Source organism: Autumnicola edwardsiae, from assembly GCF_031846505.1.
GTDB lineage: Bacteria > Bacteroidota > Bacteroidia > Flavobacteriales > Flavobacteriaceae > Autumnicola > Autumnicola edwardsiae.
Map to the genome: position 1 here is coordinate 1 of NZ_JAVRHP010000045.1, position 26928 is coordinate 26928.

Annotated in this window: 24 protein-coding genes; 11 read left to right on the forward strand and 13 right to left on the reverse strand. The window is 40.1% G+C overall.

What is annotated here, in order from left to right; translation table 11 throughout:
- Positions 1–90: 90 nt before the first annotated feature.
- Genes RM529_RS09905 through RM529_RS09940 form a run of 8 tightly spaced genes read right to left on the reverse strand, consistent with a single transcriptional unit; the run spans position 91 to position 12174 of the window.
- Positions 91–1932, reverse strand: coding sequence for a cytochrome c oxidase subunit I (locus tag RM529_RS09905; protein WP_311484641.1), 1842 nt, complete (start codon positions 1930–1932; stop codon positions 91–93).
- A 21-nt stretch (positions 1933–1953) separates the two neighbouring features.
- Entirely contained in the window at positions 1954–3120 is a 1167-nt protein-coding gene (locus RM529_RS09910; protein ID WP_311484642.1) for a cytochrome c oxidase subunit II, read from the reverse strand.
- Between the two features lie 32 nt (positions 3121–3152).
- Positions 3153–4538, reverse strand: a complete 1386-nt coding sequence (locus RM529_RS09915; protein WP_311484643.1) for a quinol:cytochrome C oxidoreductase — start codon at positions 4536–4538, stop codon at positions 3153–3155.
- 21 nt (positions 4539–4559) lie between these two features.
- Positions 4560–5261 carry a c-type cytochrome gene (locus RM529_RS09920; protein WP_311484644.1) on the reverse strand — a complete coding sequence of 234 codons (702 nt, stop codon included), beginning with the start codon at positions 5259–5261 and terminating at the stop codon, positions 4560–4562.
- A gap of 9 nt (positions 5262–5270) precedes the next feature.
- The gene (locus RM529_RS09925; protein WP_311484645.1) at positions 5271–5795 is read right to left on the reverse strand and encodes a DUF3341 domain-containing protein; all 525 of its coding nucleotides are present in this window, start codon (positions 5793–5795) and stop codon (positions 5271–5273) included.
- A gap of 1 nt (position 5796) precedes the next feature.
- The gene (gene nrfD / locus RM529_RS09930; protein WP_311484646.1) at positions 5797–7623 is read right to left on the reverse strand and encodes an NrfD/PsrC family molybdoenzyme membrane anchor subunit; all 1827 of its coding nucleotides are present in this window, start codon (positions 7621–7623) and stop codon (positions 5797–5799) included.
- Positions 7624–7658: 35 nt separating this feature from the next.
- A complete protein-coding gene (locus RM529_RS09935; RefSeq protein WP_311484647.1) occupies positions 7659–10748 on the reverse strand; it encodes a TAT-variant-translocated molybdopterin oxidoreductase in 3090 nt (1029 codons plus the stop codon).
- 55 nt (positions 10749–10803) lie between these two features.
- Complete coding sequence (locus tag RM529_RS09940) at positions 10804–12174, reverse strand: c-type cytochrome (protein WP_311484648.1); 1371 nt, start codon at positions 12172–12174, stop codon at positions 10804–10806.
- A gap of 223 nt (positions 12175–12397) precedes the next feature.
- Here RM529_RS09940 and RM529_RS09945 point away from each other — a divergent pair, with 223 nt between their 5' ends.
- Entirely contained in the window at positions 12398–12787 is a 390-nt protein-coding gene (locus tag RM529_RS09945; RefSeq protein ID WP_311484649.1) for an SPOR domain-containing protein, read from the forward strand.
- 472 nt (positions 12788–13259) lie between these two features.
- On the opposite strand, the gene infB is transcribed toward RM529_RS09945, so the two are convergent.
- The 3 genes from infB to rimP are packed head-to-tail and all read right to left on the reverse strand — an operon-like array spanning position 13260 to position 17770.
- Positions 13260–16004, reverse strand: a complete 2745-nt coding sequence (gene infB, locus RM529_RS09950; RefSeq protein ID WP_311484650.1) for a translation initiation factor IF-2 — start codon at positions 16002–16004, stop codon at positions 13260–13262.
- Between the two features lie 59 nt (positions 16005–16063).
- Positions 16064–17296 carry a transcription termination factor NusA gene (nusA, locus tag RM529_RS09955; RefSeq protein WP_311484651.1) on the reverse strand — a complete coding sequence of 411 codons (1233 nt, stop codon included), beginning with the start codon at positions 17294–17296 and terminating at the stop codon, positions 16064–16066.
- A gap of 12 nt (positions 17297–17308) precedes the next feature.
- Positions 17309–17770, reverse strand: coding sequence for a ribosome assembly cofactor RimP (rimP, locus tag RM529_RS09960; protein ID WP_311484652.1), 462 nt, complete (start codon positions 17768–17770; stop codon positions 17309–17311).
- A gap of 156 nt (positions 17771–17926) precedes the next feature.
- Between rimP and RM529_RS09965 the strand changes: the two genes are divergently transcribed.
- The gene (locus RM529_RS09965; RefSeq protein WP_311484653.1) at positions 17927–18754 is read left to right on the forward strand and encodes a universal stress protein; all 828 of its coding nucleotides are present in this window, start codon (positions 17927–17929) and stop codon (positions 18752–18754) included.
- Here the strand turns inward: RM529_RS09965 and RM529_RS09970 are convergent.
- Positions 18751–20265, reverse strand: a complete 1515-nt coding sequence (locus RM529_RS09970) for an AsmA family protein (RefSeq protein WP_311484654.1) — start codon at positions 20263–20265, stop codon at positions 18751–18753. The genes RM529_RS09965 and RM529_RS09970 overlap by 4 nt on opposite strands.
- 181 nt (positions 20266–20446) lie before the next feature.
- Here RM529_RS09970 and RM529_RS09975 point away from each other — a divergent pair, with 181 nt between their 5' ends.
- From RM529_RS09975 to RM529_RS09985, 3 genes are all read left to right on the forward strand, one after another.
- Positions 20447–20671, forward strand: a complete 225-nt coding sequence (locus tag RM529_RS09975) for a hypothetical protein (protein WP_311484655.1) — start codon at positions 20447–20449, stop codon at positions 20669–20671.
- A gap of 85 nt (positions 20672–20756) precedes the next feature.
- Positions 20757–21386 carry a metallophosphoesterase gene (locus tag RM529_RS09980; RefSeq protein WP_311484656.1) on the forward strand — a complete coding sequence of 210 codons (630 nt, stop codon included), beginning with the start codon at positions 20757–20759 and terminating at the stop codon, positions 21384–21386.
- Positions 21387–21523: 137 nt separating this feature from the next.
- Positions 21524–21856 carry a hypothetical protein gene (locus tag RM529_RS09985; RefSeq protein WP_311484657.1) on the forward strand — a complete coding sequence of 111 codons (333 nt, stop codon included), beginning with the start codon at positions 21524–21526 and terminating at the stop codon, positions 21854–21856.
- A gap of 102 nt (positions 21857–21958) precedes the next feature.
- On the opposite strand, the gene RM529_RS09990 is transcribed toward RM529_RS09985, so the two are convergent.
- Positions 21959–22348, reverse strand: a complete 390-nt coding sequence (locus RM529_RS09990) for a response regulator (RefSeq protein WP_311484658.1) — start codon at positions 22346–22348, stop codon at positions 21959–21961.
- 340 nt (positions 22349–22688) lie between these two features.
- On the opposite strand from RM529_RS09990, the gene RM529_RS09995 reads away from it, so the two are divergent.
- From RM529_RS09995 to RM529_RS10020, 6 genes are all read left to right on the forward strand, one after another.
- Positions 22689–23276 (forward strand): YceI family protein, encoded by a 588-nt coding sequence (locus tag RM529_RS09995; RefSeq protein WP_311484659.1) that lies wholly within the window; start codon positions 22689–22691, stop codon positions 23274–23276.
- A 27-nt stretch (positions 23277–23303) separates the two neighbouring features.
- A complete protein-coding gene (locus RM529_RS10000; protein ID WP_311484660.1) occupies positions 23304–24644 on the forward strand; it encodes a hypothetical protein in 1341 nt (446 codons plus the stop codon).
- A gap of 82 nt (positions 24645–24726) precedes the next feature.
- The gene (locus RM529_RS10005; RefSeq protein WP_311484661.1) at positions 24727–25305 is read left to right on the forward strand and encodes a YceI family protein; all 579 of its coding nucleotides are present in this window, start codon (positions 24727–24729) and stop codon (positions 25303–25305) included.
- Between the two features lie 143 nt (positions 25306–25448).
- Entirely contained in the window at positions 25449–25748 is a 300-nt protein-coding gene (trxA, locus tag RM529_RS10010; protein ID WP_311484662.1) for a thioredoxin, read from the forward strand.
- A gap of 108 nt (positions 25749–25856) precedes the next feature.
- Positions 25857–26141, forward strand: a complete 285-nt coding sequence (locus RM529_RS10015) for a hypothetical protein (RefSeq protein WP_311484663.1) — start codon at positions 25857–25859, stop codon at positions 26139–26141.
- A 1-nt stretch (position 26142) separates the two neighbouring features.
- On the forward strand, positions 26143–26538 hold the full coding sequence (locus RM529_RS10020) for a group III truncated hemoglobin (RefSeq protein ID WP_311484664.1): 396 nt from the start codon (positions 26143–26145) through the stop codon (positions 26536–26538).
- Positions 26539–26928 lie beyond the last annotated feature (390 nt).

The following is a 26928-nucleotide window of genomic DNA, read 5'->3' on the forward strand; positions in this document are numbered from 1 at the left end:
TGCTTCGAAAGCGAAAATTATTTCTTCTTAATGCTTCGTGGGATTGCCCCAAAGCAGTTTACTTCAGAATTAATTCTGAAAAAAGTTTATTTAGGGATTGGCCACCTGGTGCCCCTCACCCAATTCCTCTTCGTGCTCCTGAAGCGGCACATTTTGCGGTACAAAATCCTGCCCCGGGATAACGTATTCTCCATTTCTATTGGTTTTACTGTAATCGTAAGCCCAACGGTGAACTGAAGGAATTGGTCCCGGCCAGTTCCCATGAATATGTTCCACAGGAGTTGTCCATTCTAATGTATTGGCTTTCCATGGGTTCTGAACTGCTTTTTTTCCATAGAACATAGAACCAAAGAAGTTATACATAAATGCTAACTGCACAACCGCAGTAATGATAGCTGAAACGGTAATAATCACGTTCACATCCTGAAGGTCATCGAAATATGGGAAAGCCGTGTTAGTATAATATCTACGCGGCAAACCTGCCATCCCAATAAAGTGCATAGGGAAGAATACTCCGTAAGCACCGGCAATTGTTACCCAGAAGTGGATATAACCGAGATTTTTGTTCATCATCCTTCCGAACATTTTAGGATACCAGTGATATACACCGGCAAAGAGTCCGTACAAGGCTGAAATACCCATCACCAGGTGGAAGTGAGCTACCACAAAGTAAGTATCATGAACGTTAATATCCAGTGTGGAATCTCCAAGGATAATACCTGTAAGACCTCCGGTAATAAACGTACTTACAAACCCAATGGAAAACAACATCGCAGGGTTCATTTGTAAATTTCCTTTCCAGATCGTTGTAATCCAGTTAAAAGCTTTTACTGCGGAAGGGATTGCAATTAATAAGGTTGTAAAGGTAAATACCGAACCAAGGAACGGATTCATACCAGAAACGAACATATGGTGACCCCAAACTATTGTCGACAGGAAGGCAATTGCAAGAATAGACGCAATCATAGCCCTGTACCCAAAAATAGGTTTACGGGAGTTGGTTGCTAAAACTTCTGAAGCGATCCCCATCGCAGGAAGGATAACAATATAAACTTCCGGGTGACCAAGAAACCAGAATAAATGCTCAAAAAGAACCGGAGAACCTCCCTGGTGCGCAAGTACTTCTCCTTCCAGATAGATATCACTCAGGAAAAATGAAGTTCCGAAGCTACGGTCCATAATAAGTAACAGTGCTGCAGAAAGTAATACAGGGAAAGAAACCACCCCGATTATTGCAGTCACGAAAAATGCCCAGATAGTTAAAGGAAGCCTGGTCATAGACATCCCGTTGGTTCTAAGGTTAAGTACAGTTACAATGTAATTTAATGAACCTAACAAAGATGAAGCAATGAAGATTGCCATGGAAGTTAACCAAAGGGTCATCCCCATTCCAGAACCTCCTATGGCCTGTGGTAAGGCACTTAAAGGCGGATAAATGGTCCAACCAGCAGATGCAGGTCCTGCTTCTACAAACAATGAACTAAGCATTATAATGCAGGAAATGAAAAACAACCAGTAAGAAAGCATGTTAAGAAATCCGGAAGCCATATCCCTTGCCCCTATCTGTAACGGAATTAAAAGATTACTAAACGTACCACTTAACCCTGCTGTTAGCACGAAAAATACCATTATCGTACCGTGGATTGTTACCAGTGCAAGGTACACAGAAGGTGTCATCACCCCATCTGGCGCCCATTTACCAAGTAGTGCTTCGAAAATCCAGAAAGATTCTTCGGGCCAGGCCAGCTGCATTCTAAAAAGAATAGACATAAGTATGCCTATTACTCCCATTAAAAGACCTGTAATAAGATATTGCTTGGCAATCATCTTATGATCCTGGCTGAAAATATATTTTGTTATAAATGTTTGCTTATGATGATGTCCATGATCGTCATGATGATCCTGAGCCGGTGCATTTGCTATTGCTGACATATCTTTAATTCTTTAATCTTTTTAAATTTCTTCTCCTTGTTCCATTGCTTCCATCGTCTCTCTCACCTCTTCGGGTGCATCCCTCTTCTCCTGCTTAATCTCTGCTTCCTGCCCAGATGGAGGTTCCTGCTCTGCCATAGTAGCACCAAAAGTTTGTTGCTCTGCCAGCCAGGCGTTATAATCCTCGGGGCTTTCTACCACAATTTTCATTTGCATGTTATAATGAGCGACTCCACAAATCTTGTTACACAATAAGTAATAATCAAATTCATAAGAATCTAAAGGAGCTTCTCCATTCGCCATTAATTGCTGACTATTTTCTTTTCTTATTTCATTGATCGTTCTCACCTTATCTACCATATATTCAGAACTCCGCATATCTTCGGTAGTGATTGTTGGGGTAAAGCCAAATTGTGTGATCATTCCCGGAACAACATTCATTTGCGCCCTGAAATGTGGGAAATAAGCGGAATGAAGTACATCCTGAGACCGGAGTTTAAAAACAACAGGCCTGCCTACAGGTAAATGAAGTTCTGTTGCTACAATGTCGTCTTCAGCATAATTATCATTTACATCTACACCTACAGTGTTTACACCTTCTATAAAACGCACATTAGCCTTTCCTAAAGTATTGTCCTCTCCTGCATACCTGGCCGTCCAGCTAAACTGTTTTGCATATAATTCAACTATTAAAGGATCATCCTCTTCATTTATATTCATAATACTTGACCAGGTAAAAAGGCCATAAAGGATTAATCCTGAAAGTACAATTACCGGGATAATTGTCCAGATGAATTCCAGCTTATCATTGTCTGCATAGAAAAGTGCCCTTTTACGCTTGTTCCCTCTGTAGTAGTAGGAAAAATAAAACAACAACGCTTGTGTTAGCACCTGCACGATCATGATAACAGCGATAGAAATAAACATCAGGTTATCATACTGCGAACCATGTTCTGAAGCTCCTCCCGGAAGATAGAACCTACTGTAGTACCAGAAGCAGTAAGCCATGAGGATAAAGAACAGAATCACAAAGACCATCATAAACAGTCCCTGACTATTATTGTCCTTATCGGTGGCAATTTCAGATGTATCTGTATCAGGACTTCTTGACAACTGAAATATCTTCGACATTTGCCAACCCGTTACGGCAAGAAGTGCCAGTACTACTATTACTAAAAATACGGTCATCTTATAATTTCTTCTTTAAACAATATTCTTTATTAATAATGGTAATTCTCACTTTCCTTAAGGAAAGGGTTTCTCTTCACCAAAAGCGGTGCTTTAGTAAGTGCATTAAAGACCACAAAAGTAAACAATCCTCCAAAGAAAAGTACTGCACTTATTTCAGGAATTCCAATAAACCAGGATTCACCAACGGTTGAAGGCATTATCATTACAAATATATCCAGATAATGTCCAATTAACACCACAATACCGGTCATTACCACAAACCAGTTTACCCTTTTATAGTCACTATTCATTAGTACAAGAACCGGGAAAAGGAAGTTAATGGCCACCATACCAAAGAACGGCAGACGATAATCCTCCATACGGGTAATATAATACACTACTTCTTCTGGTATGTTAGAGTACCAGATCAACATAAACTGTGAAAACCAAAGGTAGGTCCAGAAAATACTGATCCCGAACATGAACTTGGCCAAATCGTGGATATGGCTGTTGTTAACAAAGGTGAGGTATCCGCGCGATTTCAAATAAATTGTTATTAAAGCAATAGTTGTGATACCGGAAACGAACATACTTGCGAAAACGTACCATCCAAACAAGGTGCTAAACCAGTGAGGGTCCACACTCATAATCCAGTCCCAGGACATCATAGATTCTGTAACTATAAAGAATACCAGAAATCCTGCAGCTAATTTAAAGTTGGTTTTAAACCAGCGACTATCATTAGCATCATCATGTCTTAGAGAATTCCTTCTCAACAAATAACCAAAGAAGATCCATCCACCAAGGTAAATCGCTGCTCTTATTAAAAAGAACGGTACATTAAGGTAGGATGATTTATTCTGAATAATTTCATCTGTGGCTACTACTTCCGGATCCATCCATATAAAGAGATGATTAAGGTGAAGACTTGAAAGTACAAGAAGAATAAACATTATTACTCCCCCTGGCAGCAGATAAGCAGATATACTTTCCATTACCCTGAACAAAACAGGAGACCAACCGGCCTGCGCCGCGTATTGTACAGCATAGAATGCCAGGGTTCCCAGGGATATCATAAAGAAAAAGAAGGCCGCTACATATATCGCAGCCCACGGTTTGTTTTGTAATTGGTGCAAAACATGTTCGTAATGTTCGTCTTCATGAGATCCTGCCTCGCCGTGTTCCCCTTCGTGATCTTCTTCATAACCTGCATCCTCAACTTCTTTGGGAAAGTTGTGCTCGTTTGCCCCTTCTACTCCCTCTTCGTCGTGTGTTACTTCCTGATGCGTCTCACCATGTTCTCCGTGAGATGCCATCATTTCCCTGACCTCTTCCACAGAACCCGGTGCGGCTATAAATCCGTATATGAGACCTATGGCACCAACAATCATACAAATAATTGCCGTTAACTTTAATTTACTGGATAGCGTGTACATATTAATAGATCTAAATACTTTTTATTCTTCGTTTTGATTTTCTTCCTCGCCACTTGTAGTAGTAGTCTCTTTGGAAACCATCTCTTTATCGGCATTTACTGCCGGGATAAGATTCTCTACCTCGTCTAACTCCGCAGTTTCTTCTTCAAACTCCCTTTCTGAGTTTCCGGCTAATTGATTCTTAAGGTTCATTACATAGTGATCTATTAACCAACGCTCCTCAATACTAGTTTGAGAGGCATACGAACCCATATTATTCAGGCCGTAGTACATCACGTGGTAAACACTACCTTCTGTAATATTTCTTCCTGCATCATCATATGCGGGAACACCAAGAATTTTTTCCCTTTCAGCTAAAATCCCCTGTCCGTCACCTTCATCACCATGACAAACTGCACAGTAGATGGTGAACAACTGCTTTCCTGCAGCAAGATTATCTTCTGTATAAGGTAATGGATTGGTAAGGTTTGCCTTAGCTGATGCATAACCCTCAGCATTATTCTCGTATGGGTAAGGCATCCATCCCCTTGGGACCGTTCCTTCTACAGGCAACTTTGCTTCCTGCCCATTTTCAAACACAGGATATTCGCCGTAAGTTTCATAAGTAACGGTACGGTACATGTTGGGCATATACTCGTAGTTCGGCTTTGAATTGTCGACACAAGAAACCACAGTCGCAGCCAGAATGAACAACAATAAGTATCTTTTAAATAAACTTTTCATTATGTCTATTTATTTTTCAATTAGTTTAATTTCAGATGCACCTGTATCGTACAAGAATTTTGTAAGCTCGTCGATATTATGACTTGCCGCATCAACTTCCATCAGGAACATATCATCTGTTGTTCTTAAATCAGGATTTTCAGCTTTTTTAAAAGGCCATAGTTTACTTCTCATGTAAAACGTAATTACCATCAAGTGGGCCGCAAAAAATACCGTGAGTTCAAACATGATAGGCACAAAAGCCGGCAAATTCTGAAGAAAACTAAAACTTGGCTTTCCCCCAATATCCTGTGGCCAGTCTTCTATCATTATAAAATTCATCATTGCCACTGCTACACTCAGTCCAATTACACCGTAGATAAAGGAGGTAATGGCAAGCCTGGTTGGGGCCAAACCCATTACTTTATCAAGACCGTGTACCGGGAACGGTGTATAAACCTCCCCAATATGATAGCGTGCTTCACGAACCTGCTTCACTGCCTGTATAAGCAAGTCGTCATCATTATAAATAGCGTGTATAACCTTTGATGCCATCTTATTTCTTATTTTTTAAATCATTTGCCTGTGCCACCCAGTTTTCCCGATTTTCAGGGATAGGAAAAGCATCTATAACTTCATCAAGCAAGGTGAAATCTTTCTCTGTAAGCCTGCTAACCTGGTCAAAAAGATAGATTCCCACCTGGTGTAAACGCTGTTCCAGTAAAGGACCAACATTTTTAAGCTTCTGCAGGTCATCCTGAGATTGCGTGGCAGGATCGTAAGTTCCAATTCTGCCCAGCATTTCGTCAATTCTGTCCCTTGTAACCTCGCTACCAGTTAATGCATCGGCATTTACCGTACCCTCGTGCCCCTTTCCGTTAGCATCATCTTCGGTTTCTCCCGGAAGGGACTCATTCCATTGTTTAGCCTTATCCTCGTCCCTTTCAGAATTTGCTCTTGGCTGCTGAATAGGGTTAGGATCATAATGCTTTACATGATCTCCATGTTCAGCCCGCAACCTCTTATACTTTTCTCCTGAAGCTTTTAGAATAGACTTTACTTCGGCCTGTGCAATTACAGGGAAAGATCGTGCATATAACAGGAACAATACGAAAAAGAAGCCAATGGTTCCTATAAAAATACCAATATCCACAAAAGTAGGGGAGAACATTGTCCAGGAAGACGGAAGGTAATCCCTGTGCAACGATGTTACAATAATAACGAAACGCTCAAACCACATCCCAATATTTACAATTATCGATATAAAGAAAGAGAACATGATACTTCTTCTCAACTTTGGGAACCACATAAACTGCGGTGAGAACACGTTACAGGTCATCATAGACCAATACGCCCACCAGTAAGGACCTGTGGCCCTGTTTAAGAAAGCATATTGTTCGTATTCCACACCAGAATACCATGCGATAACCAACTCTGTAATATATGCTGTACCAACAATAGAACCGGTGATCATAATTACTATGTTCATTAATTCTATATGCTGAACTGTAATGTAATCTTCAAGATGAGAAACCTTTCTCATAATGATGAGCAACGTATTTACCATTGCAAATCCTGAGAAAATTGCACCCGCAACAAAGTAAGGAGGAAAGATCGTGGTGTGCCATCCAGGAATTACCGAGGTAGCAAAGTCAAAAGATACTATGGTGTGTACAGAAAGTACTAATGGTGTCGCTAAACCGGCAAGAACAAGAGAAACCTCTTCAAAACGTTGCCAGTCTTTAGCCCGTCCACTCCATCCAAAAGATAAAATTCCGTAGATCCTTTTATTAAAGGGAGTAATGGCCCTGTCCCTGATCATTGCAAAATCAGGGAGCAAACCGGTCCACCAGAATACGAGCGATACCGAAAGATAAGTGGAAATAGCAAATACATCCCAAAGCAACGGTGAATTAAAGTTAACCCATAATGTTCCAAACTGGTTAGGAATAGGCAAAACCCAATAAGCCAGCCATGGACGCCCCATGTGAATAATAGGGAAAAGACCTGCCTGCATTACCGAGAAAATGGTCATAGCTTCCGCAGAGCGGTTAATCGCCATTCTCCACTTTTGACGGAACAGCAAAAGTACCGCGGAAATAAGGGTACCGGCGTGACCAATACCTACCCACCATACAAAGTTGGTAATATCCCATGCCCAACCGACGGTTTTATTTAATCCCCAAGTACCGATCCCGGTTGAAACCGTATAGATTATACATCCTAATCCCCACATAAAAGCTACAAGCGCAATGGAGAAAACAATCCACCAGGATTTATTAGCCCTTCCCTCTACCGGTGCAACTACATCTAACGTGACGTCGTGGTACGTTTTATTACCGGTTATTAAAGGCTTTCTTATAGGTGCTTCGTAATGAGACATATCCTTTTTATAATTGATTCTTTATTATTGATTTATTAAGCGTCTGCTGTATTTCTCACTTTAGTTTGATACATAACATTCGGCTTTGTACCAAGATATTCCAACATGTGGTACATCCTTTCGTCCTGCCTCTTTTCATATATCAAGCTACCTTCATCATTAACATCTCCAAATACAATAGCACCTTTGTCACAGGCAAGGGAACATGCAGTCTGGAATTCTCCATCTTCAACAGGCCTTCCTTCCCTTTTCGCATCCAGGATGGTTTTCTGGGTTCTCTGGATACAAAGGGAACATTTCTCCATTACACCCCTGGACCTTACAGTTACATCAGGATTCAATACCATACGTCCAAGATCATTGTTCATATGATAATCGAATTCTTCGTTCTTGTTATAAAGGAACCAGTTAAACCTACGAACTTTATAAGGACAGTTGTTAGCACAATATCTTGTACCCACGCAACGGTTGTAGACCATCTGGTTTTGTCCCTGGCGCCCATGCACAGTTGCCGCCACAGGGCATACTGTTTCACAGGGAGCCTGATTACAGTGCTGGCACATTACCGGCTGGAATACCACCTGTGGATTATCTGCAGGCTCTTCCATTTCAGCAAAGGTTGACAGAGAACTGCCAAGGCCAGACATATTTTCTTTGGTGTCTATATCTGCCCCAAAGCCTTCTTCATCAGAAGCGTAATATCTATCAATACGCAACCAATGCATATCCCTGGATTTTCTAACTTCTTCCTTACCAACTACAGGAACGTTGTTCTCTACGTGGCAAGCGATTACACAAGCACCACATCCTGTACAGGCATTAAGATCTATAGACATATTGAAGTGATGTCCAATACTGCGATCAAAGTTTTCCCAAAGATCAACTTCAGGTGAAGTAACCGGGGTTTCCTGGTGATTTAAGGAAACTTCAGCAACCGGGTTCCAGAAATGGGAGTCCCTGGTATTAAATATTTCTAAGGTTGTTTCTTTTATAATATCACCTCTGCCCATAAGGGTGTTATGAAGCTGAACACATGCAAACTCATGAGTCCCTTCAGCTTTCTCTATGCTTACATTTTGAATTGAACTGAAGTTCTTATATAAAGGATAAGCATTCACACCCACCTTCATTTCTTCCTGTATGGCTTCAGTTTTACCGTAACCAAAAGCAAGTGCAGCCGAACCTCTGGCCTGACCAGGCTGAATGTAAACAGGAACGTCTTTCACGACAGTATCCCCAAGCGTAATGTTTACTTTGCTTCCGTTTAAAGCCCCGTTAGATACGTGGTAGTTTTCAAGCCCCATTGCTTCGGCATCTGCTCTGGAAATTTTTAAATAGTTATCCCATGAAGCTCTTGTTAGAGGATCTGGCATTTCCTGCAGCCATGGGTTATTAGCCTGCTGGCCATCTCCCATAGCAACTGAAGTGTAAAGTTCAAGCTCAAGCCCTTCTCCTTCTTCTGCAGTTGAAGATAAATTTCTTGCCGCAACCGCATCATTGTTCATTTCAGGTGAAGTTCCCGAAGTATTCCCGGCAGCAGCAAATTCAGAAGATCCATCAAGTTCAAAAGCTCCGTCATGTAACGCCTGGTTCCAGGAATCTGCTCCTAAAGCACCGGACCACATTTCCCGAAGATATTCGTAATAATTCTGAGAATTACCACTCCACCTTAGCAGTGTATCCTGAAATTGTCTCGTATCAAATAGCGGCCTTATCGTTGGCTGCATTAAAGTCACGTTTCTTGCTGAAAACTGAACATCTCCCCAACTTTCTAAATAATGCGGGGTTGGACCAACAAACTCGCACAATTTTGCTGTTTCATCTTCTTTAGACGTAAAAGCTACTGAAAGCTCAACATTCTTAAGCCCCTCAACAAATTCCGGAGAATTAGGCAAGCTGTAAACTGGATTAACACCAGCCATTATAATAGCCCCAATGTTACCGGAAGCCATATCATTTACAAGTTGTGCAACTTCCGCAGCATTACCCTGTCTCAGCAATCTCGGATTTTCCACATCCATTACTTCACTCCCAAGCCTTTCATTTATTGCCAAGGCCAAAGATTGAGCATCATTATCCTGAAGACCGGTAACCACAACAGCATTACTGCCTGAACGTCTCAATTGAGATGCAGCTTTCACTACAATATCATCAAGTTCAGAAGATAAATTACTGGTAGAATTACCACCAACAACATACCCGTGCAGAGCAGCCAAAACAGCTTTTTGCTGAGATGGTCTTAAAGGCACCCGCTTATCTGCGTTTGCACCAGATAAGCTCATATTTGCTTCAAACTGGATATGTCTGGACATCCTTCCATCTTTAGGAATACGCCCAAGCGCATATTTTGAATCGTATCCGCCACCATTCCAATCCCCGAGAAAATCGGCACCAACAGAAACGATAGTTTCAGCCTTAGAAAAATCATAAGAAGGCAATGCCCGTCTGCCATATCTGGTCTGAAATGCATTTAGAGCAGCATCTTCAGAAACAGTATCATAGACCACATGCCTTACATTACCATATCTTTCTGAAAATTCACTAATAATTCTTGATGTAGAAGGACTTGCAAACGTAGGTGTAAGCAAGGCTATTTCTCCGTTAATATTATTAAGCCTACCCTGTACGGTACGGTCGAATTCCTCCCAGGAAATGTTCTGCCCGTCAGCTTTAGGTCTTTTAAGCCTTTTCTTATCGTAAAGAGATAATACAGAAGCCTGAACCCTTGCATTCGCTCCGGTATTAGCCATTGTATTAACCTCTATCTTTATAGGTCTTCCTTCACGGGTCTTTACCAGGACGCCGGCAAAATCAAACCCATCGGCCATTGTAGTCGCATAGTAATTGGCATTACCGGGAACGATACGTTCCGGCTGCACTACATAAGGTATAGATTTAACAACAGGTCCTTCACACGCTGCAAGCGTAGCTGCTGCAGTACTAAAACCAACATATTTAAGGAAATCCCTTCTTGATGTTTTAGAACTTTCCAGCGAATCTTTATCCCCTAGAAATTCATCCACCGGTATTTCCTCCACAAATTCCTTCTGTTGTAGCGCCTCAACAATAGAACTGTCTTTATCCAGCTCCTCAACACTTGTCCAGTATTTTTTGTTTGATGACATATATATCTAAATATTAACTTCTAAATTAAGCCTGCCAACGGCAGGAAAAAATTGTTTAATAATGGCATTTTCCACATTCTATACCACCCATATCTGCAGCAGTAACTTCTTCAACACCGTATTTCTTAGCCAACTCCTCATGAATTTTCTCGTAGTATTCGTTGCCCTCCATACTCACTTTAGTCTCACGATGGCAATTTACACACCAACCCATTGTGAGCGGCGCATGTTGATACATTACTTCCATTTCCTGAACAGGACCATGACAAGTTTGACACTGAGTTCCCTGTACAGTTACGTGCTGAGAATGGTTAAAATATGCAAAATCGGGAAGGTTATGCAGGCGCACCCACTTTACCGGCTTTGCTTCTCCCGAATATGTTCTTGAACCCGGTTCCCAACCTGTTGCCTCATATAACTTGGCTATTTCTTTATCATAGAATTCTTTTGTAAACTCTGCAGTCGCGGTTTCCGGAGCTACTTCGGAAATTGATTTATGACAGTTCATACAAACATTTAACGAAGGTATCCCCGATGTTTTTGAAGTCCGTGCAGAAGAGTGACAGAATTTACACTCTACCTGGTTATCTCCGGCATGTATTCTATGCGAGAAATGGATTGGCTGGATTGGCTGATAACCCTGGTCTACACCAACCTGCATCACATATCCATAACCATAATAAGCCACACCAAGTAAAACCACTATCGACAGCACAACCAAAAGAAACTGGTTTTCTACAAAAGATTTGTATAAAGGCTTTCTTTTTGGCTTTTCAGGAATAACCACACCGCTAGCCGCAGCAAAATTCCTAAGGGTTTTATTTACCAAAAACAAAACAGCTAACAACATTAGCAGCACAAAAGCAAGAACCCCTAAAATCAGGTTAGTTGAAGCCCCTTGTCCTCCACCACCAGAACCACCTTCAGCACCGCCCTGTTGAGCAGACGCCGGAGCTTCGGGTTTTGGCTGTTCTACATAAGCCAGAATGTCATTTATCTGCGTCTCTGTTAACTGAGGAAAAGGAGGCATTACCGTCTCGTTATACTCCTCAAAAATCGCTACAGCCTCATCGTCTCCGGAAGCAATAAGATTGGTGCTATTATGAATCCACTGATAAAGCCAATCCATATCATGTCTTTCAGTCACACCGTTAAGGGCTGGGCCTATAGATTCAGAATAAGGCTTGTGACATGCAGCACATAAAGAATTAAACAAAGATTTACCATTAGCCGGGTCACCCAATCCACCAGTCGCCGCAGCCGCTCCCGAAGTTTGTTCCTCACCCTGCGCTTGCTCCTGCTCATCCTGAGAAGCATCGGCTGAAGCCTCATCCTGAGCAATTCCAGTAACTGTAAACGATAAGAAGAATGCTACACTTAAGAGCAGCAATCGTGAGGTTGAATGGCGGTATTTCACCTTTTTCATATTATAAGTTGAATTAACGTCTAAACTTTGGTACGGTTTTTATACTTGTAAATGCAACAAAAAAACATGTCTCCGCACCTTAAAATTCGTGCACAAAAGTAATATATAAAGTGGATTTTAGGAATGTTAGAGATGTGTTAATCGATAATTTATATTTGTTCTAAATAATATTTAAGACCTGTTTGAGTTATTTAGTTTTACCTTTGTGTTAAATGTAATGATTATGCGAATCCTATCCCGAAAAAACTTAATTTTCATCTCTTTTCTGACTGCTTTTTCGTATGCAAACCTTTCTGCTCAAAATGCTGAAATAACCATTAACCAGGATCAGAAAATTCCAATGCTGTTGGATTTGAAAACCGAAATGTCTGAAGACAATAAAATTGGAGACCGCTATAAGATTCAATTGTTCTATGGCGATAATAATGAAGCCAGTGAAGTATTCAAAGAATATGAAAACAAGTACTCTTACCCGGCGATGATCGACTATGAAACCCCTAATTATAAGGTTTATGTAGGTAATTTCCGTAACCGGCTTGAAGCTGACAGGGCTTTGCTTCAAATTAAGGAAAATTTTCCCGGAGCGTTTATTCCGAAGCCAAAAAGAAGGTAAGTGAATATTACTGAAAGAGTCAGGCTGCGTTGCAGGAGAAAAAATTTCAGTATTAAGTGGCCGGAAAAAATCCGTACTGATATTTGCCAATTTTCGACCAACAGTTATAGCCAAGAGCGCTTCGCTGCAGGAGACAGGAGCCAGAATTTCTTCAGAAACGTAGTTCAAAACTTCAGAAGTTCCTGTTTTCCACATTGGAAATCCTGAAATCTGCAATTTTAAGCGACGGGAGAAAGAGCATATCAATATTTGCCAATTTTCGACTATAACAACGAACGAATGGACTTTAAACCACTTCGGATTTAAAAATCAGACCGGTCTTTTCACCCTCTTCAGAGAATGCTTCTCATGACAAGCACGATAAACGTAACTCAACCATTTCCGAAATAAAAACCTTCAGAATCTGAAATTGAAAAACAAAAAAGCCGCTTTCTGGTTAGAAAACGGCTTTTTTTATAAAACTATTTGAAGTTTATTTTAACTTCTTCTTTACTTCAACTTCTCTAAAGGCTTCCACTACATCTCCTTCTTTAATATCATTGTAGTTCTTCACCTGGAGACCACAATCATATCCTTTCGAAACTTCTTTTACGTCATCTTTAAATCGTTTCAATGAAGAAAGCTCACCAGTGTAAACAACCACCCCGTCGCGAATAAGTCTTACGCCCGCGCTCCTGTATATCTTACCTGAAGTAACCATACAACCTGCAATGGTACCGATCTTGGAAATCTTGAAAGTTTCCCTTATTTCGGCTGTACCGGTAATCTCCTCTTTTAATTCCGGAGACAACATACCTTCCATGGCATCTTTAAGGTCATTGATGGCATCGTAGATAATTGAATAGGTCCTGATGTCTATCTCTTCCTTGTCGGCAACCTGTCTCGCATTTCCGGCAGGACGTACATTAAAGCCAATAATTACAGCATCAGATGCTGAGGCCAGAAGCACATCACTTTCAGTAATAGCTCCTACTCCTTTATGAATGATATTCACCTGAATTTCTTCCGTAGAAAGCTTCTGGAAACTATCTGTAAGCGCTTCTACCGAACCATCCACATCACCTTTCAGAATAATATTAAGCTCTTTGAAGTCTCCAAGAGCAATCCTTCTTCCAATCTCATCCAGCGTAATATGCCTTTGAGTACGTACAGATTGTTCCCGTTGTAACTGCGTTCTCTTGGAAGCTATATCTTTTGCTTCCCTCTCATCGGTCATTACCTTGAAAGTATCACCCGCTTGTGGCGCACCGTCCAGACCAAGTATAGAAACCGGAGTAGAAGGCCCTGCTTCCTTAATCTCGTGCCCACGCTCATCGTGCATGGCCTTTATTTTACCGCTATTCCTTCCGGCAAGGACATAATCTCCTATTCTCAAAGTTCCCGATTGAACCAGAATGGTGGAAATATAACCACGACCGCGATCCAGATAAGCCTCAACCACAGTACCTACGGCAAGTTTATCAGGATTGGCCTGCAATTCCAGGATTTCAGCTTCAAGCAACACTTTTTCAAGTAATTCTTTTACACCCATTCCTGTTTTAGCAGAAATATCATGAGACTGGATTTTACCTCCCCAATCTTCTACCAGCAAGTTCATAGCTGCCAGTTTTTCTTTAATCTTTTCCGGATTTGCCGTTGGAAGATCAGACTTGTTTATTGCAAAAACAATTGGAACGCCAGCTGCCTGTGCATGGGAAATCGCCTCCTTTGTCTGAGGCATCACATCATCATCTGCCGCGATTACAATTATTGCAATATCTGTTACCTGGGCACCCCTGGCACGCATTGCGGTAAACGCTTCGTGACCCGGTGTATCCAAAAAGGCAATTTTCTGCCCTCCTTCAAGCTGAACACCATAGGCCCCTATATGCTGGGTAATCCCACCACTCTCACCGGCAATAACGTTCTCCTGACGCACGTAATCCAGCAACGATGTCTTACCGTGGTCTACGTGACCCATAACGGTTACAATTGGAGCCCTTGGTTTAAGGTCCTCAGGATTTTCTTCTATCTCTACAGTATTCTCTTCAATATCTGTAGTTACAAATTCTACTTCGTAGCCAAACTCTTCTGCAACTATAGACAAAGTCTCGGCATCCAACCTCTGGTTCATGGTAACCATCATCCCAAGAGACATACAGGCAGAAATCACCTTTGTTACAGGAACATCCATCATCGTAGCGATCTCACTCACCGTAACAAACTCTGTTACCTTAAGTGTTTTGCTCTCCAGTTCCTGTTGTGCAAGATCTTCTTCAGAACGTTGACGGTGCTGATCTCTTTTACCTCTTCTATATTTAGCGCCTTTACCTTTTCCGGATTTACCCTGAAGTTTTTCCAGCGTTTCCCGTACTTGTTTTTGCACTTCTTCTTCGCTTGGCTCCTCCTTGGCTATAGGTCTTGAACGAGGCTTGGAACCACGTCCTTTTCTTGCACCCCCGCCAGCTCCAGATGCTCCAGGCTTAACGTCTTTACTTATTCTGCGACGACGCTTTTTGCGCTTCTCCTTTTCATCGGCAGCTTTCTTGTCGTCTTTTTTCTTTTCAGGTTTCTTGAACTTTGAGAGGTCAATTTTTTGTCCTGTAAAATTGGGGCCGTCCAGTTTAGCGTAATTCGTCTTTAAAGTACTGGATTGCTCCTCTTCCTTCTCCTTTGGTTCCTCCTGTTTCTTTTCCTCTTCGGGTTTAGCCTCTTCTTTTGGCTGAGGCTTCTCCTCTTCTTCTTTAGCGGGCTGCGGAGTTTCTTTGGGAGCTTCTGGCTTAGCTTCAACCGCCGGGGATTCCTTTTCCTGTGGCTGTTCAGGTTTTACAGATTCCTCTTTCTCGGCTTCTTCCTCTTTAGAAGCTTCTTCAGGCTTTTTATCAAGGTCTATTTTCCCAACCTTCTTTGGTCCGGAAAGTTTTGCTCTCGCAGAAACAACCTCTTCTTCCTTCTTCTCTTCAGCTTTACGCTTTTCCTCCAGGTCCCTTTCGCGGGCCAGACGAATTTCTTCCTTCTCTTTTTTCTTCTCTTCTCCTACTTCCTTGGAAGCTACTTTCTTGCTCTTATCTGTTTGAAACTCATCAAAGAGCACCTGGTAAGTTTCAGGAGAGATTTTGGTAGTAGGACGTGCCTCAATGTCGTGACCCTGGGAATTCAGAAATTCCACAGCCCGATCCAACGAAATATTGAATTCACGTAATACCTTGTTTAATCGCATTGTTTTTGCTTCAGCCATAAATTGCCCTCTAAATTAACCTCTTTTTGTTTATTATAAAAAATTCTGAACCCAGACCATTACTCCTCAAATTCGTCACGTAACACCTGGAATACCTGTCTTATTGTTTCTTCTTCAAGATCTGTACGACGCACAAGGTCTTCCAAATCCTGTTCCAAAACGCTTTTTGCTGTATCTAAACCTATCTTGGAAAATTCCTTGATCACCCAGTCTTCAATCTCATCTGTAAATTCGCTCAACTCCACATCCTCTTCAACGCCTTCTCTAAAGACATCTATTTCAAAACCGGTAAGCTGGCCTGCAAGCCTAATGTTGTGACCTCCCCTACCAATAGCTTTGGATACTTCTTCTGGCCGCAAGATAACCTCTGCCCTGTTATTTTCCTCATCTAATTTAATAGAAGTGATTTTAGCAGGACTTAAAGCTCGTGTTATAAAAAGCTGATCGTTATTGGTGTAATTAATAACATCAATATTTTCGTTACCCAATTCGCGCACAATACTGTGGATTCTTGACCCCTTCATACCAACACAGGCTCCAACAGGATCTATCCTGTCGTCATAAGAATCTACTGCTACTTTTGCCTTTTCTCCCGGCACCCTTACTACTTTTTTAATAGTAATAAGACCGTCAAAAACTTCAGGAATTTCCTGTTCAAATAATTTTTCAAGGAATCCGGGTGCAGTACGGGACATAATAATTGTAGGTTTATTACCTTTTAGCTCCACACTTTCTATAATACCCCTTACATTTTCACCCTTTCTGAAAAAATCTGAAGGAATTTGCCTGTCTTTTGGCAACACAATCTCGTTACCTTCATCATCAAGCAGGATTATTGCACGATGTCGTATATGGTGAACCTCTGCATTGTAAATTTCACCTTCAAGCTCCTTAAACTGCTTGTAAATATTGGTATTATCGTGCTCGTGAATCTTTGAAATAAGGTTTTGACGCAAAGCCAGAATCGCTCTTCGTCCCAAATCCTTAAGTTTCACCTCTTCAGAAACGTCTTCCCCAACTTCAAAATCTGGTTCTATCTTGCGTGCTGAACTTAAAGAAATTTCCTTATTAGAATCTTCTACTTCACCATCTGCCACTACTACCCGATTCCTCCAAATTTCAAGATCCCCTTTATCTGGATTTACAATAATATCAAAATTATCATCTTCTCCATATTTCTTCTTCAAAGCATTCCTAAAAACATCTTCTAAGATCGACATTAAGGTTACACGATCTATTAATTTATCATCCTTAAATTCTGAAAATGACTCTATGAGGGCGATATTTTCCATATCAATTTTTAATTAAAATGTTATCATAACTTTAGCTTCTACGATAGCCGAATATGGCAAAACAGCTTCTTTCTCTACTGTATGCCTCCCTTTACCAACTGGTTTTGGCTCCCGGGCTTTCCATTTCAGGCTTATCTCTTCTTCATTTGCATCAATTAAATCGCCTTCGATTGTTTCATCGTTGGTTTTTACGTGCAATTTCCTTCCTATATTCTTTTTGTATTGGCGGGGCAAGCTCAAAGGCTCTGAAACTCCCGGAGAAGTAACTTCCAGTGAAAAATCTTCTTCTTCCCTGTCTAGGTTGTGTTCCACACTCCGGCTAATTTCTATACAATCGTTAACCGAAATTCCCTGATCACCATCAATTACCACCCTAATTTGATTATTGCTGTTGATCTCAAGGCTTATTAAAAATAATGATTTATTTTTTTCGAATGCCTCATCCAGCAACTTTTCTACGCTCTCCTGCAACATAATGGTTATAAAAAGAGGGGACTTTTCGTCCCCTCGCTGTACTTTTTAGTTTCAACGATGCAAATATAATAATTAATTCTGAGATAGAAAACAGCTGTGCAAATGATAATTTATTAGTAATTTTATGATAATAAGTATGTTCCAATCTCCAGGACCATGAAAAAGATCTTAGTACCAACCGATTTTTCTGACCAGGCTGAAAATGCACTGAAGGTTGCCGCAAAGCTGGCTAAAGAGTTCAACAGTGAACTTCACCTATTGCATGTGCTGGAGTTACCACTCGAACTAATAGACCCCGTCCAGGGCCATTCCAGCAGAAATCTTCCTGAATCTATTTTTTTTATGAAACTGGCGCATCAACGCTTTTCAAAACTCCTGCAGCTACCTTATTTACAAGATTTAAGAATACACGAAAATGTTCAATTTGGAGAGGCTTTTAAGGGCATTCTCGAATTTAGCGCAAATAACAAATGTGATCTCATTGTTATGGGCTCCCATGGCGCCAGTGGTTTTCAGGAAATGTTTATAGGTTCTAATACAGAAAAAGTCGTACGATCTTCAGAAATACCGGTACTGGCAATCAAAAATCACGAAGACTTCAACATTAATAATTTTGTGTTCGCCACAGATGCTGAACCCGCAAATAAACACACGCTTCACCAGGCTTCTGAATTTGCAAAAATGATTAGTGCAAATCTTCATTTACTCTATGTAAATACCCCAAACCATTTTAAGACTTCAAAAGAAGTTAAAGAACGAATAAAAAGTTTTACTGAAGGAATGAAAGATATTAATCCTGAAATTCATATTTACAATGACCTTTCCGTAGAAAAAGGCATCATGAATTTTGCTGCAGAAATGGACGCAGACTTAATTGGAATAGGCACTCACGGCCGTAAAGGGATTGCTCATTTCTTCAACGGCAGCATTAGCGAAGATCTTGTAAACCATGCCCATCGCCCGGTAGTAACCTTTAGGATCTAAATGAGGGTTTTAATGGCGCCATTGCGAATAAAAAGCCACAAATAATTCCAGAAAGACTTTTTCTTGTCCCGCGTAACCTGTACATCATTATATTTTTTATCCTCACTTGTGGTATTATCAATAACTAAATTGGCTATTGCAGATAAGAACCCATTCTTTTCGCTTCCATCCCTTTTAAGCACCTCAACTTTAAAATCGTTATAAGAAAGCTGCATATCCCCGCTTCCGCTGTCATCGTTACCAGAAAAATTAAAATCCAGGTCTTCAATAGAGCCAGATGCCGTAACATTCATCGCTGGTTTTAGGAATTCGTTTATCTGAGCGCTGGCAATATCTGCCATATTTCCCGAAATCTGAAACCGGTCTGCCGCATCGCTTATATCAAACTCCCAGTGAACATTTAAAGGCGCTCTTTCAAAAAGACGGGTTTGCACATCTATTTCGGTTTTGGGAAAGTCGGGTTTTTCCATTCCAATATTTGTGAAATTATAGATCGTAGCGTCAAAATTACCAAAATCCACAGATCCGGGAGGCCGGGAAGTTTGTGTACGCTCCTCGTACAAAATGTACCCCTCCTGCAACACAATACTGTCAAATGCTATTTTTATTGGTAAATTTCTAATCACTTCACTATACAACGGCTTCTGCCTGGGATCGTCCGGCTGTAATTTGTCCCTGTAAATCTTCAGATTGAAGCGATTAATTTCCGTGTAGGGATTAAAAAGATGAAGCGTATCGTTTTTGAAAGACCAGGTAAGGTTTTTTAGCTGAATATTTGGTAAAGAAAAATCGTAACGATCCTTTTCGTACGGAATATGTTGCTGATGTTCAGCTTTACTATACCTTGGCAACATCTTTAAGGCGACTACCTCAAAATGGCCATTTTCGGCATTTATACTTTCAACACTCAGCGTATGGAGATCGTTTATCTCAAAAAATAATGAATCATTCTGAAATTTATACTGTTCATACTCAAAAGGAACGGCAGTTTTAATCGTATTACTGTCAATTTTCACCTTCTGAAGCTCAAAAATGCTGAATTTGGAATAAAGTTTATCTGCGGAATCGTTCCGGATCATTCTTACCTCTGCATTTTGCAATCTCAGCTTCTCAATGCTAATATTTTCTTTAAATTTTGATTTTTCACCTGAAGGTTTTGAAGCCACCGTGTCTTTTTTACCATTATCGACAAGAAAACGCAGATCATTAATTAAAAGTTCTTCTATTTCAATATTTCCGGTGCGCAGGTATTCAATAACACCAATATCATCCACCTGAATAGAGGAAACTTCGATCGTTTTGCCGGCACGTTTTAGCTTTACCTCTTTTAATTCAACAGACCTACCGAGTAAATTCACATCCAGATCTTCATACGAAGCTCCAGCTTCTACGAGAACAGAATCCAATGCTTTGCTCAATTTATTTTCAGCAACATAGTTCAGGATTACCAGGACGATTCCCAGTACCACCAAAGAGGCGAGGACAATAACAGTTTTACGGGACAACTTCAACAGAAAAAATTTATAAAAACAATGTACAATTAAAATTGACTTGCCAATCTTATTTCATCAATTTTTAACGGGAAAAGCAAGTGCCATATTACCAAGCTGTTAAATTTTAGTCAAACTAAAAGAACAATATCCAAATCATCCTTTTTTGATTGTATCTTTGTAGGAAATTGTTAGACACACCATGTTATTTAAGTTAAGCGTCAAAATATTATTTATTGCAGTAGAGCTCTTTCTAGGGATCTATAGTATGGTGCTTAGCGACAGCCTTCTTGTAAAGTTTATCTTTTTTGCGGTAACTGCCGTTATGATAGCTTTTATAGTGACAAAGTTAATCGATAAGCTTCTCCCGGCAGATAAGGATTATATTTCTACAGAACAGGAAGAAGAGAACGACGTTCAATATTAATTCCGAGTTTTTATAACAAAACGATCATCCGGTGAGCAATGCCCATCGGATTTTTTTATTTTTCCTATTGAAGATAAGAATATAAATGAAGATTACCTGCATTTCTGACACTCATGGCAAACATAGCGAACTCGCCTTGCCTGATGGTGATGTGCTTGTTCACGCCGGGGATTTTACCGAAGCAGGAACAAAAAAGGAAACTCTTGATTTCCTGCGTTGGTTTTCCCGCCAAAATCATGAACACAAAATCCTTATAGCCGGTAACCACGACTATTTTGTTGAAAAAAATCAGGACCAACTTGATTTTCTCCCTTCCAACATCCAGTATCTTAATGACAGCGGAATTAGGATTGAAGATTTTAATTTTTGGGGATCACCGGTTACACCAGGAAATACAAACTGGGCTTTCGAAAGGGCCCGGGGAGGTGAAATAAAGGAACACTGGGAAAAAATCCCTACAAATACAGATATTCTCATAACGCATACACCCCCTTACAAGGTGTTGGATATTTTGGATAACGGAGTGTCTATTGGCTGTGAAGAATTGCGCAGGTATGTTGACGTTTTGCAGCCAAGGCTTCATATTTTTGGACATATTCACAACTCTTATGGTTCAGTAAGAACAAAAAACACACTCTTTATTAACTCCTGTTGCCTGGATGGGAAGTACAGAAGCATTAATACACCCATCACCTATTCTATTGAAGACTCTTAAATTCAAATTAAACGGAACTCCGAACGAGTTAAATATTTATTAACTGGAGCATTATTAAATGTTTTTTAACACGAAATGTCCTTTCTCATAGTAACTTAGCAGCACCAAACAAGAAATTACTAACTAAAAAAGATTTTATGGAGAACAGCTATACACCTACAGAGCTGATAAATGAGGTAAAAAATCTTATTTCTTACAGTATTTCAAATCTCAATGCAGAGAAGTCGAATTTTACGATCATGCACCGGGCTATAATAAAGAAATATTTTGAGGCTAAAAACGTAGAGATTGATTACGAAAAGCAAATGGTCTCAATGCAAATTCCTGTGGGAAGAAGAAAATATACGAATATCACCTTTGAATGCCAGGACATGGAACGCTTTCTTAAAGCATGTCTTAAAGAAGATGATAAACACACTTATTTTTACAAGGACTTACTATCACACTACGATTTAATTGTAGCCGCCTAAAACAAAAACTTCAGCCTTTAAGCTGAAGTTTTTGTTTTTGCACCTGGTGCATCCCTACTTTACTTTATTCTTACTCAAGAATTCTTCCTTACACCATTTTTTTTACAGGTTTTCCGCTATACTCCTTAATTGGTGCACTTTTATCGGTTTGCTGAGAAAATCAGTGATTTCGGTATATGATCTCGCTCTAGTCCGGTCTGATTGTGCAATAGAAGACGTTACGATATAGACCTTTGTTTCTTTTTCGAAGCCTGGACGTTCTTTCCGCAACTCTTCGATAAACTGCCAACCGTCCATTTCCGGCATATTTATATCCAACAAAATAACATCTGGTAAAACCCGGGACAAATCTTTTAATTCTTCAAGGGCAGCTATGGCCTTACAGAACTGCTGAATCCCTTCAAAGACATTCACCTTACCAATTAACCTCTTCATGATCATCTGGTAGATCTCGTCGTCATCTATGACACATATCTTCTTTTTCACTCTCATCGCGCGACCATACGTTGTAGAAAAACTAGGAGTTATAACTTCCAGATCACAGTTGATTTAAAGGTCTGATGCTGTATAAGCAAGAAAGAAATTTCTTTTGTCTTTTGAATATCATTCATTGGACCAACTGACAAGAAAACCGACTTTTCTATACTATAATCGGGCGAAGATAACGAAAATTATAATATCTGCTTTCTCAGTATACTATCCCAGATTAGTGTTTCTTCTACCAGAGCCTTTCGCAAGATCTTAGATCTAAAAATCTTCCAAATGCTGATAATTGTCATAATTCAGGATGCATTCCTACCCCATCTTTGTACCATAATTAAAAACAGGAATTATGAAAACTTCAAAACAAATTTCACTGGTACTGGGAAGCCTTATACTATTTTTTTCAGCACAAACCGTCCTTTCTCAAAAATATAATGTAAACAAAAATGCCTCCAGCATTAAGATAGAAGGAACTTCTAATATTCACGATTGGGAAATGGTAGCAGAAGATTTTAAAGGAAATCTAAATGTTGAAGTAAACGATGGACAACTTGTAGCCATTACCGCACTGGATTTTACTGTTGTCGCAGAAAGCCTTAAAAGTGGTAAAGGCGGAATGGACAAAAACACCTACAAAGCTTTAAAAACAGATAAGAACAAGAACATAACTTATCAGCTTAATAAAGTGAAAGAAATAGACTGCACTTCTAAAACCCGGTGTATAGTCTCCACCTCAGGCTACCTCACTATAGCAGGCACAAAGAAACCTGTAGATATTGTATTTAATGCCCACATAAATGGAGGTACAATCACTCTAAGCGGAAATCAGGATATTAATATGACAAGCTTTAATGTAAAGCCCCCATCTGCAATGTTTGGGACCATAACTACCGGCGAAGACTTAAATATCAGATTTCAAATAACTTTTTCTAAATAACCTTTTCAACATCTAAATATTACTACAATGAAAAATTTCTTCAAATACTCGGGAATTGCGTTAATGATGACAATAGGAATAGAGTCACAAGCACAGGAATCTGAAGTAAACGCACTTCAGGCGGAGACACCAGAAAGTGCCAGATATATGCCCAACTTCAGGTACTACGATCAAAGAGGAATTGACGTTTTTGAGCCTAAAAAAGATACTGACGAGGTATTTAATGGATTAAACGTAAGGCTTGGTGGCGCATTCGCTATACAGTTCCAGGGACTGGATCACGAAAACTCGGGTGCCGTCCCACTAGTTACATTAGGAGACAACTTTAACCTTCCAACTGCAAACCTGGATCTTGACGTTCATCTTTATGATGGTGTAAGAATGCATCTTAGAACCTATCTTTCCTCACGTCACCACCCGGAGCCGTATGTTAAAGGAGGTTATATCCAAATTGATAAGCTCGACTTTGTGAGTGAAGGTTTTATGCAGGATGTGATGGATCATGTGAGGATTAAAATTGGCCACATGGAGAACAACTATGGTGATATGCACTTTAGAAGAAGTGATAACGCCCAGGCACTTCACAACCCCTTTGTAGGTAACCTGATTATGGATGCGTTCACTACAGAAGTTGGTGCTGAAGTTTACTATATAGACAATGGATTTCTTGCTATGGCTAGCATGACCAACGGGAAGTTAAACCAATCTGTAAGTGCTCCCCACCTTGATGACCCTGCAATTCTTGGAACAAAACCCTCTTACATTGGAAAAATTGGCTATGACAACTATTTAACAGATACCTTCAGCAGGGATGACCTAAGATTAAGGCTAACAGGATCTGTATACCACACCAGCGAAAGTGCCAACGCATACTTATATAGTGCAGACCGTGCGGGTTCCCGGTACTATCTTGTAATGGAAGGTGTTGATGCCAGCCCGTCAGGCAACTTTAGGTCTGGTAGGTTTAATCCAAACCTTAGGAATGAACTGACTGCCTTTATGATTAACCCATTTTTGAAATACGGCGGACTTGAATTCTTCGGAACATACGAAAGGGCTACCGGTAAAGCTGCCACTGAAGCTGATGACAGAACGTTTAATCAATATGCAGGGGAACTTCTTTACAGATTTGGCAACAACGAAAACTTCTACGTAGGTGGCCGGTACAATTATGTTGATGGAGAGTTACAGGGCGGTACAAATATCGATATCTCAAGATATAACCTTGGTGCAGGGTGGTTTATGACCAGAAATATTCTTGCAAAAGTTGAATATGTAAACCAGGATTATGACGGTTTTCCTTCAACCGATATTCTTCACGAAGGAAACTTTGAAGGAATAATGTTCGAGGCAGCGATAAGCTTCTAAGAATGATTTGAATTGGCCAAAACAACGGGGGAATCAAACATTCCTCCGTTGTTTATTATATAAATAACAAAATTGCTAAAAAATGAAAAATGTTCTGCTCATTATAATGCTGCTGTTCTTTAGTGCATTTACATATGCACAGAACAGCTTTCAAAACAAAACTGTAAAAATACTTCCTAAAAGTGAACTTACTATTACGGGAGACACCAACATCAAGTCGTTTGACTGTGTTTTTGACATGGGATATCTTCAGAAGGAATATCCACTACATTATATTATCGACGCGCCCGGGCGTATGCGTTTTAAGAACGCCATCCTTAGCCTTGACACCAAAGGTTTTGACTGCGGAAGCCAACCCATAAACAATGACTTTCACAAGTTGATCCAGTCAGAAAAGTATCCGCAGATCCTGATTGAACTCCTGGAAATGCGTCTTCAAAAACCCGGTTTTGCCAATGCAGTGGTCAATATTACCATCGCCGGGACCAGGAAAGAGCACACTTTTCCGGTGGAGTTTACTGAAGGTGGGATTTCGAATATCAAAGGAATATTACTCCTGGACATTAAAGACTTTAAACTGAAACCTCCCAAAAAACTTTTTGGGATGATCGTGGTAAAGGATGAAATTGAGATAGATTTTAAACTGGTAGTACAAAATTGAAATTAAAAATAGCTTTTGATAAGAGATTGAATAAAGAGAATTCTTTAAACAACCTGTCATTTACATTCGTTTAAAATTGCTTCGGAAGCTTTATAAGTTAACGGATAATCTGTAAATTTAGAAGAGACATAAAAGTAGTTGCTATGAAAAGTAATTTTAACGAGATCATCAATTCAGATAAACCAGTGCTAATAGATTTTTACGCCGATTGGTGCGGGCCGTGCAAAACACTTGCCCCTATTTTAAAGGACGCCAAAGAGACACTGGGTGAGGAAGTGAAGATTGTAAAAATAGATGTGGACAAAAATGAAGCCCTTGCAGGAAAATACCAGGTAAGGGGCGTGCCTACAATGATTCTTTTTAAAAATGGCGAACAGCTTTGGAGACAATCTGGAGTGTTGCCCAAGGAGGAGATTGTAAGGATTATCCAATCCCATTCCTGATTTCCAGCCAATAGCAAAATTTGGCAAATATCGGCTTATATGACCGGGATCATATTTTAAGCAGGCCTTTCGTGATAATTTTACACTGTAATTAAAAAGTAAAATATCATGAAACTTTATCAAAACTTACTTGCCGATTTTGAAGAAACATATTACGCTTATATGACCGCCGGAATCATTATTTCCAGCTGTGTAGGTTCTATCGCAGCTATGATGATTTTGATGAAGGGACACGCTCTTGTTAATATGGTGGAATTATTTTTTGTGGTAATTGTTTGTATGGGCTATAATGCCACCGTACTTGCACAATTAAAACCTAAACATGTGCTTAACGCCCTTATTTTAAGTATTGTAGTAAGCACAGTTCTTATTGCTGTGAACGTACCGTTGTAGTATGAGAAAAGATCTCCAAAATAGAAAGGATGTGCACCTGCTGATAACTTCTTTCTATAAAAAAGTGAGAAAAAATCCTGAAATTGGTTACTTTTTCAACAACAGTATTAACGACTGGGATGCGCACCTCTCCAGGCTTACAGATTTTTGGGAAAGTAACCTTTTCTTTGCGGGGACATACTCCGGAAATCCCCGGCGGGCGCATGTAAAGGTGGATTACGAGCACCAGGGAAAAATTGATGGGCGTCACTTTGGGATCTGGCTCAATTTGTGGTTCGAGACAATAGATGAGCTTTTTGAAGGTGAATTGGCAGAAAGAGCGAAGCATAATGCTAGGAAAATGTCCACTCATTTGTATATAAAAATGTTCCAAAGCCGGCGACCACAGAAAGGCTAAAGAAAATAGTCGCACTTCAAAAATGGCAATTTTCGGCCGGTAGTATCAGCTTTGTCACCCTGAGCTTGTCGAAGGGTGGATGTACGACAGGCTTCTTCTTAATGAGGAAAAAAACGACATCTCAAAAATATCAATTTTCAACTTTTAAGAATTTTCGTTTAAAACCAGACCTCTCTTTCTTTTTCCTTAGATGAAAAAGAAACAAAAAATCAAGGCTTACCAAATTTTATCTAAATTTTTCGTTCGCCACCTAAATTTTATGAACTCGCTGACTTTTTTCATCCTAAGAACTTATTTTTGCACAGCTCAAACAGCATAAAATTTTACGGTGCCTTCACGTCAAATTTTACGATAAACTTTCGATAGGCCAAATTCTTAATAACGTTGAAA

Bases quoted from the DNA above. Each gene is read 5' to 3' on its own strand.
- infB (WP_311484650.1), bottom strand. From the start codon at position 16,004: ATGGCTGAAGCAAAAACAATGCGATTAAACAAGGTATTACGTGAATTC.
- RM529_RS09965 (WP_311484653.1), top strand. From the start codon at position 17,927: ATGAAAAAGATCTTAGTACCAACCGATTTTTCTGACCAGGCTGAAAAT.
- RM529_RS09985 (WP_311484657.1), top strand. From the start codon at position 21,524: ATGGAGAACAGCTATACACCTACAGAGCTGATAAATGAGGTAAAAAAT.
- RM529_RS09975 (WP_311484655.1), top strand. From the start codon at position 20,447: ATGTTATTTAAGTTAAGCGTCAAAATATTATTTATTGCAGTAGAGCTC.
- RM529_RS09935 (WP_311484647.1), bottom strand. From the start codon at position 10,748: ATGTCATCAAACAAAAAATACTGGACAAGTGTTGAGGAGCTGGATAAA.
- RM529_RS10000 (WP_311484660.1), top strand. From the start codon at position 23,304: ATGAAAAATTTCTTCAAATACTCGGGAATTGCGTTAATGATGACAATA.
- RM529_RS09945 (WP_311484649.1), top strand. From the start codon at position 12,398: ATGCGAATCCTATCCCGAAAAAACTTAATTTTCATCTCTTTTCTGACT.
- RM529_RS09905 (WP_311484641.1), bottom strand. From the start codon at position 1,932: ATGTCAGCAATAGCAAATGCACCGGCTCAGGATCATCATGACGATCAT.
- trxA (WP_311484662.1), top strand. From the start codon at position 25,449: ATGAAAAGTAATTTTAACGAGATCATCAATTCAGATAAACCAGTGCTA.
- RM529_RS10005 (WP_311484661.1), top strand. From the start codon at position 24,727: ATGAAAAATGTTCTGCTCATTATAATGCTGCTGTTCTTTAGTGCATTT.
- RM529_RS10015 (WP_311484663.1), top strand. From the start codon at position 25,857: ATGAAACTTTATCAAAACTTACTTGCCGATTTTGAAGAAACATATTAC.
- RM529_RS09910 (WP_311484642.1), bottom strand. From the start codon at position 3,120: ATGACCGTATTTTTAGTAATAGTAGTACTGGCACTTCTTGCCGTAACG.
- RM529_RS09925 (WP_311484645.1), bottom strand. From the start codon at position 5,795: ATGGCATCAAAGGTTATACACGCTATTTATAATGATGACGACTTGCTT.
- rimP (WP_311484652.1), bottom strand. From the start codon at position 17,770: ATGTTGCAGGAGAGCGTAGAAAAGTTGCTGGATGAGGCATTCGAAAAA.
- nusA (WP_311484651.1), bottom strand. From the start codon at position 17,296: ATGGAAAATATCGCCCTCATAGAGTCATTTTCAGAATTTAAGGATGAT.
- RM529_RS10020 (WP_311484664.1), top strand. From the start codon at position 26,143: ATGAGAAAAGATCTCCAAAATAGAAAGGATGTGCACCTGCTGATAACT.
- RM529_RS09995 (WP_311484659.1), top strand. From the start codon at position 22,689: ATGAAAACTTCAAAACAAATTTCACTGGTACTGGGAAGCCTTATACTA.
- nrfD (WP_311484646.1), bottom strand. From the start codon at position 7,623: ATGTCTCATTACGAAGCACCTATAAGAAAGCCTTTAATAACCGGTAAT.
- RM529_RS09940 (WP_311484648.1), bottom strand. From the start codon at position 12,174: ATGAAAAAGGTGAAATACCGCCATTCAACCTCACGATTGCTGCTCTTA.
- RM529_RS09980 (WP_311484656.1), top strand. From the start codon at position 20,757: ATGAAGATTACCTGCATTTCTGACACTCATGGCAAACATAGCGAACTC.
- RM529_RS09990 (WP_311484658.1), bottom strand. From the start codon at position 22,348: ATGAGAGTGAAAAAGAAGATATGTGTCATAGATGACGACGAGATCTAC.
- RM529_RS09920 (WP_311484644.1), bottom strand. From the start codon at position 5,261: ATGAAAAGTTTATTTAAAAGATACTTATTGTTGTTCATTCTGGCTGCG.
- RM529_RS09915 (WP_311484643.1), bottom strand. From the start codon at position 4,538: ATGTACACGCTATCCAGTAAATTAAAGTTAACGGCAATTATTTGTATG.